Annotated in this window: 16 protein-coding genes; 13 read left to right on the top strand and 3 right to left on the bottom strand. The window is 54.1% G+C overall.

Translation table 11 applies throughout. The features are described 5' to 3' along the window. The first annotated feature begins 120 nt into the window (after positions 1-120). Entirely contained in the window at positions 121-930 is an 810-nt protein-coding gene (locus QO008_RS03765) for a copper amine oxidase N-terminal domain-containing protein (RefSeq protein ID WP_307384550.1), read from the top strand. 127 nt (positions 931-1,057) lie between these two features. Beyond that, positions 1,058-1,786, top strand: a complete 729-nt coding sequence (locus QO008_RS03760) for a hypothetical protein (protein ID WP_307384548.1) — start codon at positions 1,058-1,060, stop codon at positions 1,784-1,786. Positions 1,787-2,082: 296 nt separating this feature from the next. Here the strand turns inward: QO008_RS03760 and QO008_RS03755 are convergent, their stop codons facing one another. Continuing rightward, entirely contained in the window at positions 2,083-3,060 is a 978-nt protein-coding gene (locus QO008_RS03755; RefSeq protein WP_307384546.1) for a helix-turn-helix domain-containing protein, read from the bottom strand. 143 nt (positions 3,061-3,203) lie between these two features. Then, a complete protein-coding gene (locus QO008_RS03750; RefSeq protein ID WP_307384544.1) occupies positions 3,204-4,286 on the bottom strand; it encodes a pyridoxal phosphate-dependent aminotransferase in 1,083 nt (360 codons plus the stop codon). A 70-nt stretch (positions 4,287-4,356) separates the two neighbouring features. Here QO008_RS03750 and QO008_RS03745 point away from each other — a divergent pair, with 70 nt between their 5' ends. The 5 genes from QO008_RS03745 (at position 4,357) to QO008_RS03725 (ending at position 8,604) form a co-directional block, all read left to right on the top strand. Continuing rightward, the gene (locus tag QO008_RS03745) at positions 4,357-5,370 is read left to right on the top strand and encodes a threonine aldolase family protein (RefSeq protein ID WP_307384542.1); all 1,014 of its coding nucleotides are present in this window, start codon (positions 4,357-4,359) and stop codon (positions 5,368-5,370) included. A gap of 290 nt (positions 5,371-5,660) precedes the next feature. Then, positions 5,661-6,329, top strand: coding sequence for an amino acid ABC transporter permease (locus tag QO008_RS03740; RefSeq protein WP_126466165.1), 669 nt, complete (start codon positions 5,661-5,663; stop codon positions 6,327-6,329). Beyond that, entirely contained in the window at positions 6,301-6,978 is a 678-nt protein-coding gene (locus tag QO008_RS03735; protein WP_126466164.1) for an amino acid ABC transporter permease, read from the top strand. Before QO008_RS03740 ends, QO008_RS03735 begins: the two co-directional genes overlap by 29 nt. Further along, the gene (locus QO008_RS03730) at positions 6,978-7,718 is read left to right on the top strand and encodes an amino acid ABC transporter ATP-binding protein (protein WP_307384538.1); all 741 of its coding nucleotides are present in this window, start codon (positions 6,978-6,980) and stop codon (positions 7,716-7,718) included. The genes QO008_RS03735 and QO008_RS03730 overlap by 1 nt, the downstream gene beginning before the upstream one ends. 22 nt (positions 7,719-7,740) lie before the next feature. Then, positions 7,741-8,604: a cysteine ABC transporter substrate-binding protein gene (locus QO008_RS03725; RefSeq protein ID WP_307384536.1), complete on the top strand. Its 864-nt coding sequence runs from the start codon at positions 7,741-7,743 to the stop codon at positions 8,602-8,604. Between the two features lie 85 nt (positions 8,605-8,689). Here the strand turns inward: QO008_RS03725 and QO008_RS03720 are convergent, their stop codons facing one another. Next, positions 8,690-9,913 (bottom strand): dihydroorotase, encoded by a 1,224-nt coding sequence (locus QO008_RS03720; RefSeq protein WP_307384534.1) that lies wholly within the window; start codon positions 9,911-9,913, stop codon positions 8,690-8,692. A gap of 99 nt (positions 9,914-10,012) precedes the next feature. Here QO008_RS03720 and sdaAB point away from each other — a divergent pair, with 99 nt between their 5' ends. The 6 genes from sdaAB to QO008_RS03690 all read left to right on the top strand — a co-directional run bounded on the left by sdaAB (position 10,013) and on the right by QO008_RS03690 (position 16,419). Then, the gene (gene sdaAB, locus QO008_RS03715) at positions 10,013-10,690 is read left to right on the top strand and encodes an L-serine ammonia-lyase, iron-sulfur-dependent subunit beta (RefSeq protein ID WP_126466160.1); all 678 of its coding nucleotides are present in this window, start codon (positions 10,013-10,015) and stop codon (positions 10,688-10,690) included. 1 nt (position 10,691) lies between these two features. After that, positions 10,692-11,564 carry an L-serine ammonia-lyase, iron-sulfur-dependent, subunit alpha gene (gene sdaAA, locus QO008_RS03710; RefSeq protein ID WP_307384531.1) on the top strand — a complete coding sequence of 291 codons (873 nt, stop codon included), beginning with the start codon at positions 10,692-10,694 and terminating at the stop codon, positions 11,562-11,564. Between the two features lie 114 nt (positions 11,565-11,678). Then, positions 11,679-12,161, top strand: a complete 483-nt coding sequence (locus tag QO008_RS03705; RefSeq protein WP_307384528.1) for a DUF4342 domain-containing protein — start codon at positions 11,679-11,681, stop codon at positions 12,159-12,161. 144 nt (positions 12,162-12,305) lie between these two features. Next, positions 12,306-12,887 carry a TetR/AcrR family transcriptional regulator gene (locus QO008_RS03700; RefSeq protein ID WP_307384526.1) on the top strand — a complete coding sequence of 194 codons (582 nt, stop codon included), beginning with the start codon at positions 12,306-12,308 and terminating at the stop codon, positions 12,885-12,887. A 72-nt stretch (positions 12,888-12,959) separates the two neighbouring features. Further along, positions 12,960-14,717 carry an ABC transporter ATP-binding protein gene (locus QO008_RS03695; RefSeq protein ID WP_307384524.1) on the top strand — a complete coding sequence of 586 codons (1,758 nt, stop codon included), beginning with the start codon at positions 12,960-12,962 and terminating at the stop codon, positions 14,715-14,717. Further along, on the top strand, positions 14,701-16,419 hold the full coding sequence (locus QO008_RS03690; RefSeq protein ID WP_126466155.1) for an ABC transporter ATP-binding protein: 1,719 nt from the start codon (positions 14,701-14,703) through the stop codon (positions 16,417-16,419). Before QO008_RS03695 ends, QO008_RS03690 begins: the two co-directional genes overlap by 17 nt. Positions 16,420-16,425: the final 6 nt, after the last annotated feature.

The raw sequence follows: 16,425 nt of genomic DNA, 5'->3' as shown, positions 1-16,425 counted from the left end.
CCCCGAAGGCGTTGCAATTTCTACCGTGACGGCGATTGCAGCATTCGTCGTTCTGCGCGATTTTCGTGGCGAAATCGTGCAATGTATACGTCGGGCGCAGCCCGCGGAAAGGAGGCTTTTATGAAAAAACTGGCCGTATTGCTCTTTGTCCTGCTCATGATTCCCGGTTGGGCGCGAGCGGAGGAAAGTCGAGCGGCTACGATCTACGTGAATGGCATAGAATCGAGCGAACTCGCGGGTGCCGAGGTGACGCCGTGCATCGCCGGCAATCGCCTGTATCTGCCCCTCAATACCCTGGCGGCATTGGGCGAAATTACGGCGGATTGGGACGAGGGCGCGCATACCCTTCGCCTCACAAAGGGCGGCGAGACGGTCAAGATGGTCGTTGATGAAGACCGATACGCAAAGGGCGAAGAGCGTTTTTTTATGGACGCCGCCCCCTTTGCCGACGCGGGCGTAATCTGGGTGCCCCTGCGCTTTGCGGCCGAGGCCTTCGACCTCCCCGTCCACTGGGACGAGGCGCATCGCATCGCCCTGATCGGCGACTACTACGATGCTGGCGTGTTTCCGGAAGCGCCGCGCCTGACCACCAAGGAAGGCTACTCCTTCGCCCGGCCGGATATGTATAAGCACAATTTCGTCGTCGAGGACACGGGCGGAGAGGTCGTCGTCTTCGACAAGGCGAATTACGACGTCACCAAGCGCATGGGGCGCATCGGGGAACTCTGTAAACTCGAAGACCCCCGGGCGGTCAAAGGCCCCGTGGTCGTCTTGGGCACCGTCCCCGGCGGCTATCTGGTATTCACCTACGCCGAGGGCGTGCGGGTAGAAGATCCGGCCGATATACACCTCGTAAATTCCTATGAAACCTCCAAAGACGCCTTTATGGAGATCCTAAAGACCGTAAAGACCGTAAAGCGCACGAGCTGAGAAGATACCCAAAACGCTCCGTTTCAAAAAAACGGGGCGTTTTGCTTAGAATAGAGATTCTAAATATATAATTAGAATTATATTCTTTTACAATAGACTACAGATTCATTGAAGAGGTAAAGTATATATGGATATTATTAAATCGGTTATGAAAATGCCATTTATTATTAATGAGATGACTATGAGGGAAATGACGATGAGAAAAAAAGTATTTAACATGGCTTTATTACTCGCTTTTGTATTGACATTTGTATCTTTGCCGATCACTGCCTTTGCCACCTCAACGGAAGAACCAGAAATCCAAAAAGAAACGCTCAGCAGCGATGCCATCGAGAAGGAATTAAGAGCAGAGGGGGCCACCGAGGAGACTATCTCTCACTTAATAGGTAAATTAGAACGAGGAGAAGTGTGGGACTCGTTTAACCCGAAATACAACAATTTGAAACCCCAAATCGTTGAAGAAGGGTATAGTAAAACCACCTATCCGGACGGTTCTATGATGGTACTGCGGTGCCATGAGATTCGCCCTGAAGCATCCTTGAGAGCGATTAAATCGGTAAAAAAATATAAGGCGGAATTAAATGGTTTTGCCATGAAAATGTCGTTTTGTATCAATGCTAGAAGAGATACTACAAAAAAGTTGGCGATCATTGATTCCCAATACAACAAAGAAATCAAGATCTATGGAGGCAGTTTTACTGAGGATACTATCGGTTTTGTAAAGGGTTGGAAAAAACAACCGAATGCGTGGTATGCTATCTACTATAAAGCGCCAGGTGATATAGGATCGAAACGAGTTTGGGTGAAAGCCCATGTGAACAGTGAAAAAGTGTGGACGGAGCTTAGCACATATTAAGTCGAGAATATACAGGAGGAGATATGCATACATTTGATGCGTTAGAGTTATTTTCTGTAATATTTGCGGGCATAGATAGCTTGACGAGGATTGCGTTACTGATCGTTTTGATATTAGTAATTCGCAAACTGCTAGAGAAACCGAAAGCATAAAGCATTTAGTGTAGAAAGTGCCATTGAACATAGCTGGTAAGGAAAAACGATCCGTTTCAAAGAAACGGGGCGTTTTTGGTGCCAATCGCCGCTAGATCCAACCATCAAAAAAGATCTGCACGAAGCAGATCTTTTTTCTTTGCGTTATTCGTCGTCGAGGGACTGGCGATACAGCGCCATAATGACGGCGTAGAGGATGGCGCCTATGGGCCAGACGACCCAGCTGATTTCCCAGCGGTTGGTCATAAAGGACCAAGCGAGATAGATCGCCGTCAGGGCCAGAAAATACGCGGTGGTGAGATGGGCGGATTTTTTGGCAAAGCGCTTGGCGCTTCGGCTGTAATCGCCTTCCTCGAGAAGCATTTGAAACCCGCCCTGAATGGCGGAGGCGTGGACGATCAAATAGACGCCGACGGCGACGAAAAGCAGGGTGAGACTCACGGCGGGGCCCACATAGAGATCGTTCCCCGAAAGGGACAGCAACAGGATCGGCATCGCGGCGAGGACGAGCAGGCCGATACCCGCGCTCAATTCCCGCGTGTAGCGGGGGCGGAAGTCCTCTTGGTGCTTTCGCACCATGCCGTCTACGCCGTAGGCGGTCTCGATATATTCTTTTTCCAAATATTCAAAGGGCTCCATTATACTGCCTAGGCGGATCATCTGCATAATGCCCAAGGCCACCACGACGAGGGTGGCGATCACCCCGAAGATATAGAAGTTTTCGTCTGCGGTGCGGGTTGCCAAATACACGCCGATCAACATCACGCCCAAGGGCGAGAGGATAAAGGTCGCCACGCCCGCGCCGAGTTTCGGCGCTTGGCGGGCATTGGTATCCAAAAACCGATTCGCCGCTTCCATATCGACACGCCGCACGGGTTCTCGCGGTTCGTCGTAGACGGGGCCGCTTGCGGCGTCTTCTTCTTCGATGTCGTCTCGGAGGAGATAGTCGGTGGAGACGTGAAATACCTTCGACATCTCGACGATTTTTGCCATCTCGGGGATCGCCTTAGCGCCCTCCCACTTCGAGACGGACTGCCGCGACACATTCAACCGCTCCGCCAATTCCTCCTGGGACAGATTGTGCTTTTTTCGTAATCGGATAATTTTTTCTGCGAGGATCATAGGAATCTCCTTTCGTCAGGGGGGCTTTCGTTCTGAGAAAATCATACGAAAAAATCCGGTTGCGAACTATACAGCGGGGGTGGAACTTTGTCAACCGCCGGTTGCATCGTTGAAAACACGGGGTTCTTTCGGTTGCGACGGCGCTATTTTTGAAAGAAGGCCTCGATTTCTGTGACGAGCATTTCGTTCGCCGCCTCTTTCAAAATGCAGAAGCGGAAGAAGCGCTCGTCGAGATTGCGAAAGCTCGAACAATCCCGGATGACCATTTTTTTCTCCAAAAGAGCCTCTCGGAGCTCGGCGGCGGTGTGGGAGCGGTCCTGAATTTTTACCAGCACGAAATTCCCGTAAGAGGGAAACACCTTCAATGCGTCGATGGCTTCCAGGCGGGCGCACATGCGCTCTTTTTCGCTCTGGATCAGATGATAGGTCTTCGCCTTATAGGCCTCGTCCGAAAACATTTCGCGGCCCATCAGGTCGGCATAGATATTGATACCCCAGAGGGAAAGTTTTTCCGACATGGCCTCCACAGCGGCCCCATCGGCGGTGATGCCGTAGCCCAGGCGGATGCCCGGCGTGGCAAAAAACTTGCTGGTGCCCCGCACCACGAACAGATCGTCGCGTCCTGCGGCGAGGGCGCAGACGGAGTAGACGCCGCGGTCGGTAAATTCGATATAGGTCTCGTCGACGAGCATGCGGACGCCGGTCTCGTCGAGGATGCGCTGAATCTCTACCCGGGTAAGCACGGTGCCGGTGGGATTGTTGGGATTGGTGAGTACATAGAGGTCGATCTTTTCTCGTCGAATGGTCTCGATGATGCGGTCGACATCGAGCATAAAGTTTTCGTGGTAGTCCAGGGGAAATTCGACGATCTTCGCCCCGACCTTCTCCAATTCCTTGCCGTATTCGCTATAACAGGGGCTGTTGAGGAGCGCGCGGGCGGGATGAATATAGGCGATGTATTCCTGAATCAGCTGCGAGGTGCCGCTTCCCAAGAGGATATGCTGCGGCGCCACATTGGCGTAGCGGCTGATCGCCGCTTTGAGTTTTCGGTATTCGGGATCGGGATAGCGCGCGGCGGCGCCGGCGTTTTTTGCGGGCACTTCCAAGGCCCGGGGCGAGGGGCCCAGGGGATTTATATTCGAAGAGAAGTCCAAGACTTCCTCGGGCTTCCACTTATAACGGCGTTCCAGGGCGTAGAGATCCGCCCCGTGTCGATTCTTTTTCATGATGCCTCCTTCTTTACACCACTATGATATAATTACACAAATCAAATGACAATAAGGAGGGAAAGCTACGATGTTCAATTTCAGAAACGATTATCACGACCTATGCCACCCCGAGATCTGGCGGGCGCTTCTTCGCGTGCAGGACGAGGGGTGCGAGGGATACGGCTACGACGCCCACTCCGAGGCCGCGCGCGAGAAGATTTCTGCGGCGCTGGGCGCATCGTATCCGGTCCACTTCGTCCCCGGCGGAACGGCGGCAAACACGCTCGCCATTGGCTTTGTACTCCGGCCCCACGAGGCGGTCATCAGCGCCGACAGCGGCCATATCGTAGGCGACGAGGTGGGCGCGATCGAGGCGGGCGGCCACAAGATCATCACCGTCGAGACCGAAGACGGCAAGTTCGACCCCGCGCGCCTTCAGGCGACGCTCGAGAGCTTCGGCAATTTTCACAATGTGCTGCCGGGCATGATCTACCTTTCCAATGCCACCGAGACCGGACTCGTATACACCAAAGACGAACTGCGGCGCATCAAAGAGATCGCCGACGAACACGGCGTTTCGGTCTATATCGACGGGGCCCGCATGGCATCGGCGCTGACCTCGCCGATGAGCGATGTGGAACTCTCCGAATATCCGGAATTTGCGGACATCTTTTCGATCGGCGGCACCAAAAACGGCGCCCTCTTCGGCGAAGCGCTGGTCTTTAGCAACAAGCGCCTCGCCGACGAATTTATCTACTTTCAAAAACAGCGCTCCCTGCTCCTCGCCAAGGGCTTTACCCTCGGGGTGCAGTTCGAGACCTTATTTACCGACGATCTGTTTTTCGAGATCGGCCGAAAGGCAAACGAAATGGCCTTCTACCTCGAAGAAGTGCTCCACGAAGCGGGTTTTCCGCCGTATCGCAAGGTCGAAAGCAATCAGGTCTTCGTCGAGCTTCCCGCCGATGTGGTTCAACGGCTAGACGCAGAAGGGCAATTCGAGGTATTCGCCGAGGGCGATCCGTCGCTGGTGCGGCTGGTGACGACCTACCGGACCACGAAAGAAGAGATCGACGGCTTCGGCGAATTGCTGCGGTCCTTATAGAAACGGCGTTTCGGCGGAGGGGGAATTCCTACCAATTTGGTTTGACAAGCGCGGGGCGCCGTGGTATTCTGTAAAAAAAGAAATTACGAGGAGTTATCATGATCGATTCTATGGTTGCCATCTGCATCTGCGACTGTACCTGTATCTGTTGTTGCGATACGGGATTTTTGCCTGCGCAGATGTGCCTCCGCGGCGTCGTTCTACCCACGGGATAGGATTACGCGAGGAGAATCGATTTTCTGTAAAAGCGGGCTGCGGCCCGCTTTTTTTGTTACCGGAAAGGAGTTTCCATGAACGGGGAGTTTATCGCCACCATGTGGCCCCACTACGTCGAGGCGGGCATCCTCACCGTGCGCATCGGATTGATCGGCGTACTCGGCTCATTTGTGGCGGGTCTTTTGATTGCCTTTATCCGCGCCGAAAAGGTGCCGATCCTAAACGGCATTTGTAAGGCCTACATAGAGGTCTCGCGCAATACGCCGCTGTTGATCCAATTGTTTTTTCTGTACTTCGGCCTGCCCAAGCTCGGCATCGTGCTCTCGTCCGAGGCCTGTGCGGTAATCGGGCTGATCTTTCTCGGTGCGAGCTATATGGCGGAGAGCATTCGCTCGGGTCTCGAGGCGGTGGAGACCGGGCAGATCGAGGCGGCAAAGGCGATCGGCCTGACCAAGATGCAGCGCCTGCGCTATGTGATTCTGCCCCACGCTATGGCGGTGGCGATCCCTTCAATCGGCGCAAATACGATCTTTCTCTTAAAAGAGACCTCGGTGTTCAGTGCCGTGGCGCTCGCCGACTTGATGTTTGTCGCCAAAGATCTCATCGGCCTCTATTACGAGACCGATGAAGCGCTGTTGATGCTGGTCGTGAGTTATCTCTTGATCCTTTTGCCGGTGGCGGGGATCTTTACGCTCTTGGAAAGGAGGCTGCGCCGTGGAATCGGGCTTGGCACTGCTCATTAACCCCTTTACCGTAAAGAGGCTCCTTACGGGGCTTTCGGTAACCCTTCTGGTCTCGTTTTTGTCGGTGGCGCTTTCGGTCGTCTTCGGCATTCTCTTCGGCTGGCTGATGACAAAACCGTCCAAGGCGATCCGCATCGTCTCGAAGTTTTACCTCGAAGCCATGCGGCTCTTGCCCCAGTTGGTGCTCCTCTTCGTCGTCTACTTCGGCCTCGCCCGGGCACTGGGAGTCCATATCTCGGGCTTTCACTCGGCGGTTATCGTCTTTACCCTATGGGGCACGGCCGAAATGGGGGATTTGGTGCGGGCGGCCCTATCTTCGATTCCCAGGCACCAGTACGAATCGGCAAAGGCCATCGGCCTCACCCGGCGGCAGATCCTCCGCTATGTGATTTCGCCCCAGGCGATGCGCAGGCTCTTGCCCCAGGCGATGAATTTGGTGACCCGCATGATCAAGACCACTTCGCTCATCGCTCTGATCGGGGTGATCGAAGTCATTAAGACGGGCCAACAGATTATCGAGGCCACGCGCCTTACGGTGCCCACCGCGGCGCTTTGGATCTACTTCGGCGTAATGGTGTTGTATTTTGCGGTCTGCTACCCCTTGTCCAAGTGGGCGTCGCGGCTGGAACAGAAATGGAAGGAGGCATAATGGCGATTTTAGAGATACGCAATTTAACCAAAGACTACGGCGACGGAAAGGTGCTGGACAACTTTTCCCTCGACGTAGAGCGGGGACAGGTCCTCGCCGTCCTCGGCCCTTCGGGCTGCGGAAAGAGTACGCTGCTTCGATGTATCAACGGCCTGGAGAGCATTCAGGCGGGCGACATTCGCCTAAACGGCGAGAGCATCGTCAAAGACGAGCGCCATATGCACGAAGTGCGCAAAAAAATCGGGATGGTGTTTCAGTCCTACGAGCTCTTCGGCCATATGACGGTGCTGGACAATCTGACCCTGGGGCCCGTAAAGGCCAAGGGCGAGGAGAAAGCCGTGGCCGAAGAAAAGGCGATGGCGCTCCTCGCCCGGGTGGGCCTCGCCGAAAAGGCGGCGGTGTATCCCAGAAGCCTTTCGGGCGGACAGAAGCAGCGGGTGGCGATCCTGCGCGCCATGTTGATGGAGCCGGAGATCTATCTCTTCGACGAGGTCACCGCCGCCTTAGACCCCGAGATGGTCAAAGAAGTCCTCGCCCTGGTGGGCGAGCTGGCGCGCGAGGGGAAGACCATGCTCATCGTCACCCACGAGATGGAATTCGCTAAGCACGTCGCCGATCGCATATTGTTTTTGGAAAAGGGAACGATCGTCGAAGATGCGGATCCGATCCGCTTCTTCGAACATCCCGAGACGGAGCGGGCGCGCCGCTTCCTCGCGGGCTTTTGCTACGAAGATGTATAAAACCCACAGAAAGGACATTCCTATGAAACTCAAAAAAATCGCAAGCCTATTTTTCCTCGCCGTCCTCGCCCTGGGACTCGTCGCCTGCGGCGGCGTCGCCGAAGAAGGCGCAGAAACCACGGGGGGCGGCGCCACCCGCAGTATCGAAGAAATCAAGAAATCCGGCGAAATCGTCATCGGCGTATTCGGCGACAAAAAGCCCTTCGGCTATATGGACGAAAAGGGCGAATTCCAAGGCTATGACATCGCCCTGGGCGATGCCGTGGCGAAGGAATTGGGCGTTACGGCGAAATACGTGCCCGTCGAGGCCGCAAGCCGCGTGGAATACCTAAACGCCAACAAGATCGACCTCTTGCTCGCCAACTTTACCGTCACCGACGAGCGCCGCGAACAAGTGGACTTCGCCCTGCCCTATATGAAGGTCGCCTTGGGCATTGTTTCCCCCAATGGCGAAATCACCGATGTAGCGCAGCTCGCCGATAAGATCCTGATTATCAGCAAGGGCACCACGGCAGAGACCTACTTCACCAAGAACCACCCCGAAGTCAAACTGCAAAAATACGACCAATACGCCGAAGCCTACGGCGCGCTCTTAGACGGCCGCGGCGACGCCATGAGTACCGACAACACCGAGGTACTGGCGTGGGCGGTAGAAAACCCCGGATTCGACGTCGGCGTCACCTCCTTGGGCGATGTGGACTATATCGCCCCGGCGGTGCGAAAGGGCAATGCCGAAATGCTCGAATTCGTAAACGGCCTCGTAGAAAAACTCTACGGCGAAAAATTCTTTACAAAAGCCTACGAAGAAACCCTCGCCCCCACCTACGGCGACAGCGCCAAGGCGGAGGACATGGTGGTGGAAGAAAAGCCCGCCGACTGGAAATAAAGACACACAAAGAGCCGCCCGATACGGCGGCTTTTTTGGTGTGCAAATACATTTTTCGAATACGCCCGCAAAAGAAACATGCGCGTCAAAAGGCGTGGTAGACGCCCTTTGCCATCACCCCTTCGATGCGGCCGTTCAGCGTTTGTCCGAGCAAGGGCGAATTGCTGCCCTTCCCCCAGAAGAAGTCCTCGGTGACCTCGGTCGTGCCCGCGGGGTCGAACAATACGAATTCGCCGCCCAGGATGCCCTTGTGCGGCAGCCGGTAGAAGCGGGCGGGGATCCGCGTCATGGCGTCGACGAGGTCGTAAAGAGAGAGCACATCTTTTTGCACCAGTTCGGTGTAGAGCAGACAAAAGGCGGTCTCGAGCCCCACAATCCCCGATGGCGCCTTGGGAAAGGGACGCGCCTTTTCTTCTTTTGTATGGGGCGCGTGGTCGGTGGCGACACAGAGATGCGGATCTTTGAGCAGCTTCGCCAGTTCGTCGCGGTCGAAGGCGGTGCGAAGGGGCGGGTTCATCTTCGCCATGGGCCCGTGCGCCCGCACATCCGCCGCCGTCATCGTCATATGGTGGGGCGTAAGCTCCCCGAGTACGCGGGCGCCCGATGCGCCGAAGGCGGCCACCAGCCGTGCGGTGATCTCCGCCGAAATGTGCTGAATGTCGAGCTTCGCGCCGGTCTTTTTGGCGAGCGCCAAATCCCGCGCCGCCAGGGCGTACTCGCCGTAGACTTCCGCGCCCTCGCGGGCGTATAGGTCCGCGTAGCGGCTGTCGATCCCCGCCTGGTGCACAAAGTCGGGGTGCTCCTCGTGGAGGCTGATGGGCAAATCGAGCGCCGCCGCCTTTTCCATCGCCGCCTCCAAAAGCGCCGCATCGGCCACGGGAAAGCCGTCGTCGGAAAAGCCCACCGCGCCACGGCGTGCTGCATCAGCCATGTCGACGAGCCGCTTGCCCCTGAGCCCTTCGGTGAGCGCGCTCACCGTATAGGCGTGAATCGGGAGCGAATTTGCCGCCTCGTAAAAGGCGCTGATCTCTTCGCCGGCCATCACCGGTTTCGTATTCGCCATGGCGATCACGTGGGCAAAGCCGCCGTGGAGCGCCGCCTGCGCCCCGCTTTCGAGGGTTTCCTTTTCCGGGTAGCCGGGGTGGCGCAGGTGGATGTGTACGTCGACAAAGGCGGGAAAGACATATTTGCCCGTCCCGTCGATTTCGACGGTATCGGGGGTCTCGGTGTCGATTTCGATGTCCTGCTTTTTCACGCTACTGTAAAATGGATCGACAATTTGCACATTCTCGATGCATATTTTTCCCACGGCATTCCTCCTGTTTAAAAATTACCAAATTGTGTTAAAATGTACTACTGGAAGGTATTATTTCACAGTATATCTGAAACTACAAGATAGAGGTGGAGAATGAAAAAGTTTAAGGCATTTGACGTCGTAGGGCCGATTATGGTCGGGCCCTCCAGTTCACACACCGCCGGCGCCTGCAGAATCGGAAACGCGGCCCTGGCGATCAGCGGGGGCGATCCCTTTCACAAGGTACAATTCCGTCTGCACGGCTCCTTCGCATCGACCTATATAGGACACGGCACCGATATGGCGCTCGTAGCGGGCGTTTTGGGCATTTTGCCCCACGATGAGCGCCTGCGCGACAGCTTCGCCATCGCCAAAGAACGCGGTCTCGAGTATAGCTTCGAAAAGGCGGACCTGGGCGATCGGCACCCCAACTCCGTGGAAATTATTTTCCACTACGACAATGGCGGCCATCTGTCGGTCATCGGCTCTTCCATCGGCGGGGGCAATATGGTGATCGTCGCCATCAACGACATAGAAGTAGAGTTTAAGAACGAGTTCCCCACGCTCATTCTGCAATATCCCGAACAAAAGGGCGTGATTTCGTACGTATCCTCGATTCTTTCGGACAACGACTACAATATCGAAACCGCCGTCACCAAAAAGATCGACGATACGGTGACTTTGGTCATCGAAACCACCGAATCCGTCAAACCGGAAATCATGGAGCCCATCCTCGCCCAAGAGCGATTCGACTTCGCAAAATACATCGACATCAAAAAGAAGGAGGCCTAGTATGCTGAATACGGCAAAAGAGCTTATCGAAATTTGTGAGAAAAACAACTGGAAGATCTCCGACTATGTGTTGGAAGAGGAATCCCACGGAGATCCCGCCCAAAAAGAAGAAATCTTAAAAGAAGCGTGCGAAATGCTCCGCGTCATGAAAGAAGCCACCGGTCGTACCCTCGAAAAGGGGAGCGGACTGCCCCACGGCATGATCGACGATTTCGGCAAAAAGACCTGGGAATACGCCAACAGCGACCGCAAACACGTCACCGATCCCGATACCCTGCGCGCCATGGCACGGGCATTTGCGACCTTCGAATCCAACAGTGGCATGCAAGTCGTCGTAGCGGCGCCCACCGCCGGCTCCTGCGGCATCGTACCGGCGGCCTTGGTGACCGCACAGGAAAACCTCGACTGCAGCGATGACGACCTCGTGGCGGCGCTCTTTACCGCCATGGGCATCGGCGAATTTATCGCGGGCTATGCCACCTTTGCCGGCGCCGAAGGCGGATGCCAGGCGGAATGCGGATCCGCCTCCTCTATGGCGGCGGCCGCCCTCGTGCAGCTCTACGGCGGCACCGTGGAAGAATGTCTCCACGCCGCTTCCATCGCCATCGTCAACATCCTCGGCCTCGTATGCGACCCCTTGGGCGGCCTGGTACAATATCCCTGTACCTTCCGCAACGCCTCCGGCGTATCCAACGCCCGCATCAGCGCCGATATGGCCCTCGCCGGCACCACCAGCGTCATTCCCTTCGACGAAGTCTGCCAGGCCATGAACGAAGTCGGAAACGCCATGCCCGCCGCCCTGCGCGAAACCGGCATCGGCGGCCTCGCCGGCACGCCCACCGCCCACGCCATCTGCAAGCGGATCTTCGGCTAAATCTTAAAGAAAGGTAAAGAAAGGTAAAAAGAACCGCTTTTTCCGTGCGCACAGCAATTTATCGGGTACAATAACAGTAGCAAAAGGTTACTACCGATATAGGAGGAATGCACAATGATTACCATGGAAAAAATCGACTACGTGATTTCCGTCACCGGCGCCGAATACGGCAAAGTGCGCGAAGCGCTCTTATCCTGTGACGGCGATGTAGATCGTGCCATTCGCATGATCATGGGCGAAGACGACGCGGAAAAAGAACAAAATGAACAATCCTACGACTTCAAAAACGCCAAGCGCACCAAAATGGAAGATATGTCCGATTCCATCTCGAACTTCGGATCGGAAATCATTGACGCCGTTCGCGACTTCTGGGAAAAAGGCAATGCCACCAAACTCGTCATTATGGACGAACGCGACGAAGTCATCCTGAACGTATCCATGAACCTGGGCGCCATCTGGACCGTCATCGCACCGGTGGCCGCACTGATGGGCGTGGGCATCGGCATCTTGAGTCGCTGGGAATTCTACATTTACCTGGACGACGGCCGCGTAGTCAATGTAAAAGATTACATCACCGACAAACACCGCATGCGGTAAGCAAATATACAAAGACCCCCATGGCGAAAATCGCCCGCGGGGGTCTTTTTTTTGTGGCAAATAAAATCCATGAAAGTATTGACAATACGTAGAAACTATCATAAGATTCAATTACCGACGGTATCGTCGGTAAGGAGGGAAAGTATGTGTGCCGGAAAACGACTTCGTCCGGAGGAGCGAAAAAGATTAATTACCGAAGCCGCGGCAGATCTTTTTCGCAAAAAGGGCTTTCGCAATACGACCATGGAGGATATCGCCATCGCCTCGAATCTTTCGAAGGGCGGGCTTTACCATTATTACGGGAATACCACAGAAATTCTCAAAGATCTTATGGTTATGGGGATTAAATATCGCAATCGCGTGATCGCTTCCTATGAAGAAGATCTACAAAAAGGGTGCGAGGCGAGTTTTATTGCTGAACGCATTGTCGAAAAAATTGTAGACGAAAATCCGCTGATGGAAATTTATGTCGAGTTTCTCTTGGTAAAAGAAGAAGATCCGGAACTGGACCGGTTATTTACCGCCCTAAAAGAGCAGACACGCGTAGAGTTATTGGCCATGGAAGACTTTTTTACGGAAGATATGCTGAAAGGGGAGCGCTTTGATCTTTTGACCGACGTGATTAACAGCATGATCATCGGTGCCAATACGTTGGGGGCGAGGGAAAATTTTGTGCGGCATAAGACACACCTCGTCCAAATGATCGAACAAATTTTAGAGAAGTAAGTGGGAATCGGCTCGAGAGGGCCGAAAAATTTTACGCACCATTGATAATTGTTATCCATAAAGGGGGAAGACGTGAAGACGTATCAACGCATATTCGGATATGTACCCGAGGGAAAAAGTGATGGCATTGTATCACTGTGCTTGTCGATCTCGTCGGTCTTGATGACCGCCTACGGCTATTTTCTCGTCTGCCGAATCCTCGAGCGCCTGGCCATCGCAGGCGATGCATCCGGCGCATTACAATTGGCGACAAAGACCGTCGTCCTGCTCACCGCCGGCGGCATTGCCTATTATCTTTCGGGTCTTTTTTCGCACAAACTGGGATTTCGGCTCGAGACCAATCTTCGCAAGAAAGGCATTGACGGAATCCTAAAGGCGGGTTTTCGATTTTTCGACCTGCATCAGAGCGGCGTCGTGCGCAAAATTGTCGACGACAATGCCGCCCAGACCCATTCCGCCGTAGCACATATGATTCCCGACACGGGGCAGGCGATTTTGACGCCGATCTTGGCGCTTGCAATCGGGTTTCTGATCGACATACGTCTGGGGGCTGTGCTCCTCGGTGTGGTTGCTTTGGGCGGATTGTTGCTCAAAGCGATGGCCGGCGGAGAAAGTACATTTATGCAAGTGTATCAGGACGCGTTAAAAAAACTGAGCGGTGAAACGGTGGAATACATACGGGGCATACAGGTCGTAAAAATCTTCAAAGCCGATGTTCGATCCTTCCGTGCTCTCTACGATGCCATTCGCGATTACGCGCATTATGCGTACCAATATGCCTTGCGTTGTAAAAGACCTTATGTGCTTTATCAATGGCTGTTTTACGGCATTGTCGCGCTATTGATTCTTTTACTATCGTTTGTGATGGGACGCATCGGAGATCCCAAAGCGCTCGCCGCAGAACTGATGATGCTTTTGTTTTTAAGTGGCATTGTTTTTGTAGCCTTTATGCGCATTATGTATGCGGGAATGTACCTATTTCAGGCAAATTATGCCTTGGACAATCTGGAATCTCTATATAGAGACATGCTTAAAAGCCGCCCGGCCTTCGGCGAAGAGGCGCAGGTCACGGCATACGACATCGATGTTTGCGGCGTCGATTTTTCTTACGGCGATCACGAGGTCTTTCGCAATTTTTCGGTCTCTCTACCCGCAGGCAGGACCTATGCTTTGGTGGGAAACTCGGGATCGGGTAAGTCGACCTTGGCAAAACTCTTGAGCGGATTTTATGCCGTAGACGTCGGACACATTGCCATCGGCAAAAAGCCGACAGAAGCGTATACGGAAGAGGCGCTTAGCAAAGCGATCGCCTTTGTATTTCAGGACCCCAAGCTGTTTCAGTCTTCAATTTATGAAAACGTGGCATTGGCCGATCGAGACGCCACGCAAAGCGAGGTGATGGAAGCGCTTCGCCTCGCAGGTTGTGATGAAATCCTCGAGAAGTTCCCCCTTCGAGAGGAGACGGTAATCGGAACAAAAGGCGTGCACCTCTCGGGCGGCGAACGACAACGCATCGCCATCGCTCGCGCCATTCTGAAGGATGCGCCCATCGTCATTATGGACGAGGCGAGTGCGGCGATCGACGTCGACAACGAGTATGCACTCAAGCAGGCATTTCAAAATCTGATGAAAAACAAGACCGTCATTATGATCGCGCACCGGCTCTCGAGCATCCAAAATGTCGACGAAATCCTCGTCCTCGAAAAGGGGCGCATTGTCGAGCGGGGAGATCATAGGACGCTGATGCGCGCAAAGGGGCGCTACAAGCAGTTGGTCGAACTCTACCATAGCGCCGAAGAATGGAGGTTGAACGATGCAAAAGTGGTTTGAGCGAAAATTCGCCATATCCGCATTGGGGGCAAAGGGCCTTTGGAGGGCGACCTTGGCGAGTCTTGTCGTGTATATCGTTACGATGGGGCCGGTATTTCTCTTACTATTTTTTGCCGAGAAAATGTTTGTAGGGCAGATTCGCGATCCGCTATTGTATGCGGGTGCGTCCATCGCCGTATGTGCGGCGTTATACCTCGCTCTTTCGGTAGAATACGATCGGCTTTACAGCGCCACCTATAAGGAAAGTGCGGCACTCCGAATCGATATCTCCGAGCGCCTGGCACAGCTGCCTCTTTCTTATTTTTCCAAGCACGATTTATCGGATCTCGCTCAATCCGTGATGGCCGATGTGGAGGCGGTGGAACACGCTATGTCGCATGCCATCCCCAAGGTTTATGCACTATACTTATTTCTTCCGATATTGGGCGTGTTGCTACTGTGGGGCAATCTCAAATTGGGTCTTGCGGTGATCGTTCCAATTTTGTGCCGCTACCTCGTTTTAGCGCTATTTTGGGATCGATCGACGGCGCATAACGATCGCTACCACAAGGTATTGCGCGAAAATTCCGAGCGCTTTCAAGAGGCGATCGAGATGTACCGAGAAATTCGGGACTTTCAGTTGGCAGATGCCACACGCGGCAGTCTATATTCGCAGATGGACCATAGCGAAGCCGTCCATATCAAGACCGAAGGCGCCACCTTACTGACCGTCGCCCTTTCGGGACTGTTTTCCTTCGTCGGTCTCGGCGTCGTCTTGGTGGTGGGCACGCATCTGATGGCGAATGGCGAAATCTCGCTATTGTATCTCTTGGGATACATCCTTTCGGCCATAAAACTTAAGGATCTTGTGGATGTGTCTTCGGAACTTTCTCTGGAAATCTGTTATATTGCGCCCCGCGTCGCGCGCATACGGGAGATCAAAGAGGCAGAGGTGCAGCGGGGAAGGCAGGTACAACTCGAAAGATTCGACATCGAACTGGAAAATGTCGGTTTTTCTTACAAAGATACGCCTGTGCTCCGCGGTGTCGGTTTTACGGCAAAACAGGGAGAAGTCACGGCGCTGGTCGGTCCTTCGGGCTGCGGAAAGTCGACGATTCTGAAGCTGATTTCTCGCCTATACGACTACGACGAGGGGAGCATTCGAATCGGCGGAAACGATATTCGTGAGATCCACACGGATTCACTCTTTGCATATATTTCCGTCGTATTTCAGGACGTGACACTCTTTAACGGTTCGATTCTCGAAAATATCCGTATCGGTCGAAAGGACGCCACCGATGCGGAAGTGATGCGGGCGGCGCGCCTCGCCCACTGTACTGAATTTATCGAGCGATTGCCCCAAGGCTTTGACACGCTCATCGGAGAAAATGGGGCCGAACTCTCCGGCGGCGAACGACAACGTCTTTCCATCGCTCGCGCCTTTTTGAAAGATGCGCCGATTCTGTTGTTAGACGAGATTTCTGCGAGCTTGGATGTGGAAAACGAACGAAAGATTCAAGAAAGTCTGCGTACATTGATCGGCGATAAGACGGTGATCGTCGTTTCTCATCGCATGAAGTCGATAGAAAATGCGGATTCGATCGTGGTCTTGGACGACGGGGAGGTACAAAGTGTAGGCCGGCACGAAACGCTACGTTCCGAATCTCCGGTGTACGAGAACTTGATCGAAAAGTCCGCCATGTCGGAAGCCTTTGTGTATTAGGAGGGC

This window comes from Aedoeadaptatus ivorii (genome assembly GCF_030815095.1).
Classification (GTDB): Bacteria; Bacillota; Clostridia; order Tissierellales; family Peptoniphilaceae; genus Aedoeadaptatus; species Aedoeadaptatus ivorii.
The sequence above is the reverse complement of the archived record's forward strand: the minus strand, read 5'-3'. Positions and strand labels throughout refer to the sequence as shown.

Excerpts from the sequence above, each read along its gene's own strand:
- QO008_RS03765 (WP_307384550.1), top strand. The coding sequence starts at position 121 with ATGAAAAAACTGGCCGTATTGCTCTTTGTCCTGCTCATGATTCCCGGT.
- QO008_RS03760 (WP_307384548.1), top strand. The coding sequence starts at position 1,058 with ATGGATATTATTAAATCGGTTATGAAAATGCCATTTATTATTAATGAG.
- QO008_RS03755 (WP_307384546.1), bottom strand. The coding sequence starts at position 3,060 with ATGATCCTCGCAGAAAAAATTATCCGATTACGAAAAAAGCACAATCTG.
- QO008_RS03750 (WP_307384544.1), bottom strand. The coding sequence starts at position 4,286 with ATGAAAAAGAATCGACACGGGGCGGATCTCTACGCCCTGGAACGCCGT.
- QO008_RS03745 (WP_307384542.1), top strand. The coding sequence starts at position 4,357 with ATGTTCAATTTCAGAAACGATTATCACGACCTATGCCACCCCGAGATC.
- QO008_RS03740 (WP_126466165.1), top strand. The coding sequence starts at position 5,661 with ATGAACGGGGAGTTTATCGCCACCATGTGGCCCCACTACGTCGAGGCG.
- QO008_RS03730 (WP_307384538.1), top strand. The coding sequence starts at position 6,978 with ATGGCGATTTTAGAGATACGCAATTTAACCAAAGACTACGGCGACGGA.
- QO008_RS03725 (WP_307384536.1), top strand. The coding sequence starts at position 7,741 with ATGAAACTCAAAAAAATCGCAAGCCTATTTTTCCTCGCCGTCCTCGCC.
- sdaAB (WP_126466160.1), top strand. The coding sequence starts at position 10,013 with ATGAAAAAGTTTAAGGCATTTGACGTCGTAGGGCCGATTATGGTCGGG.
- sdaAA (WP_307384531.1), top strand. The coding sequence starts at position 10,692 with ATGCTGAATACGGCAAAAGAGCTTATCGAAATTTGTGAGAAAAACAAC.
- QO008_RS03705 (WP_307384528.1), top strand. The coding sequence starts at position 11,679 with ATGATTACCATGGAAAAAATCGACTACGTGATTTCCGTCACCGGCGCC.
- QO008_RS03700 (WP_307384526.1), top strand. The coding sequence starts at position 12,306 with ATGTGTGCCGGAAAACGACTTCGTCCGGAGGAGCGAAAAAGATTAATT.
- QO008_RS03690 (WP_126466155.1), top strand. The coding sequence starts at position 14,701 with ATGCAAAAGTGGTTTGAGCGAAAATTCGCCATATCCGCATTGGGGGCA.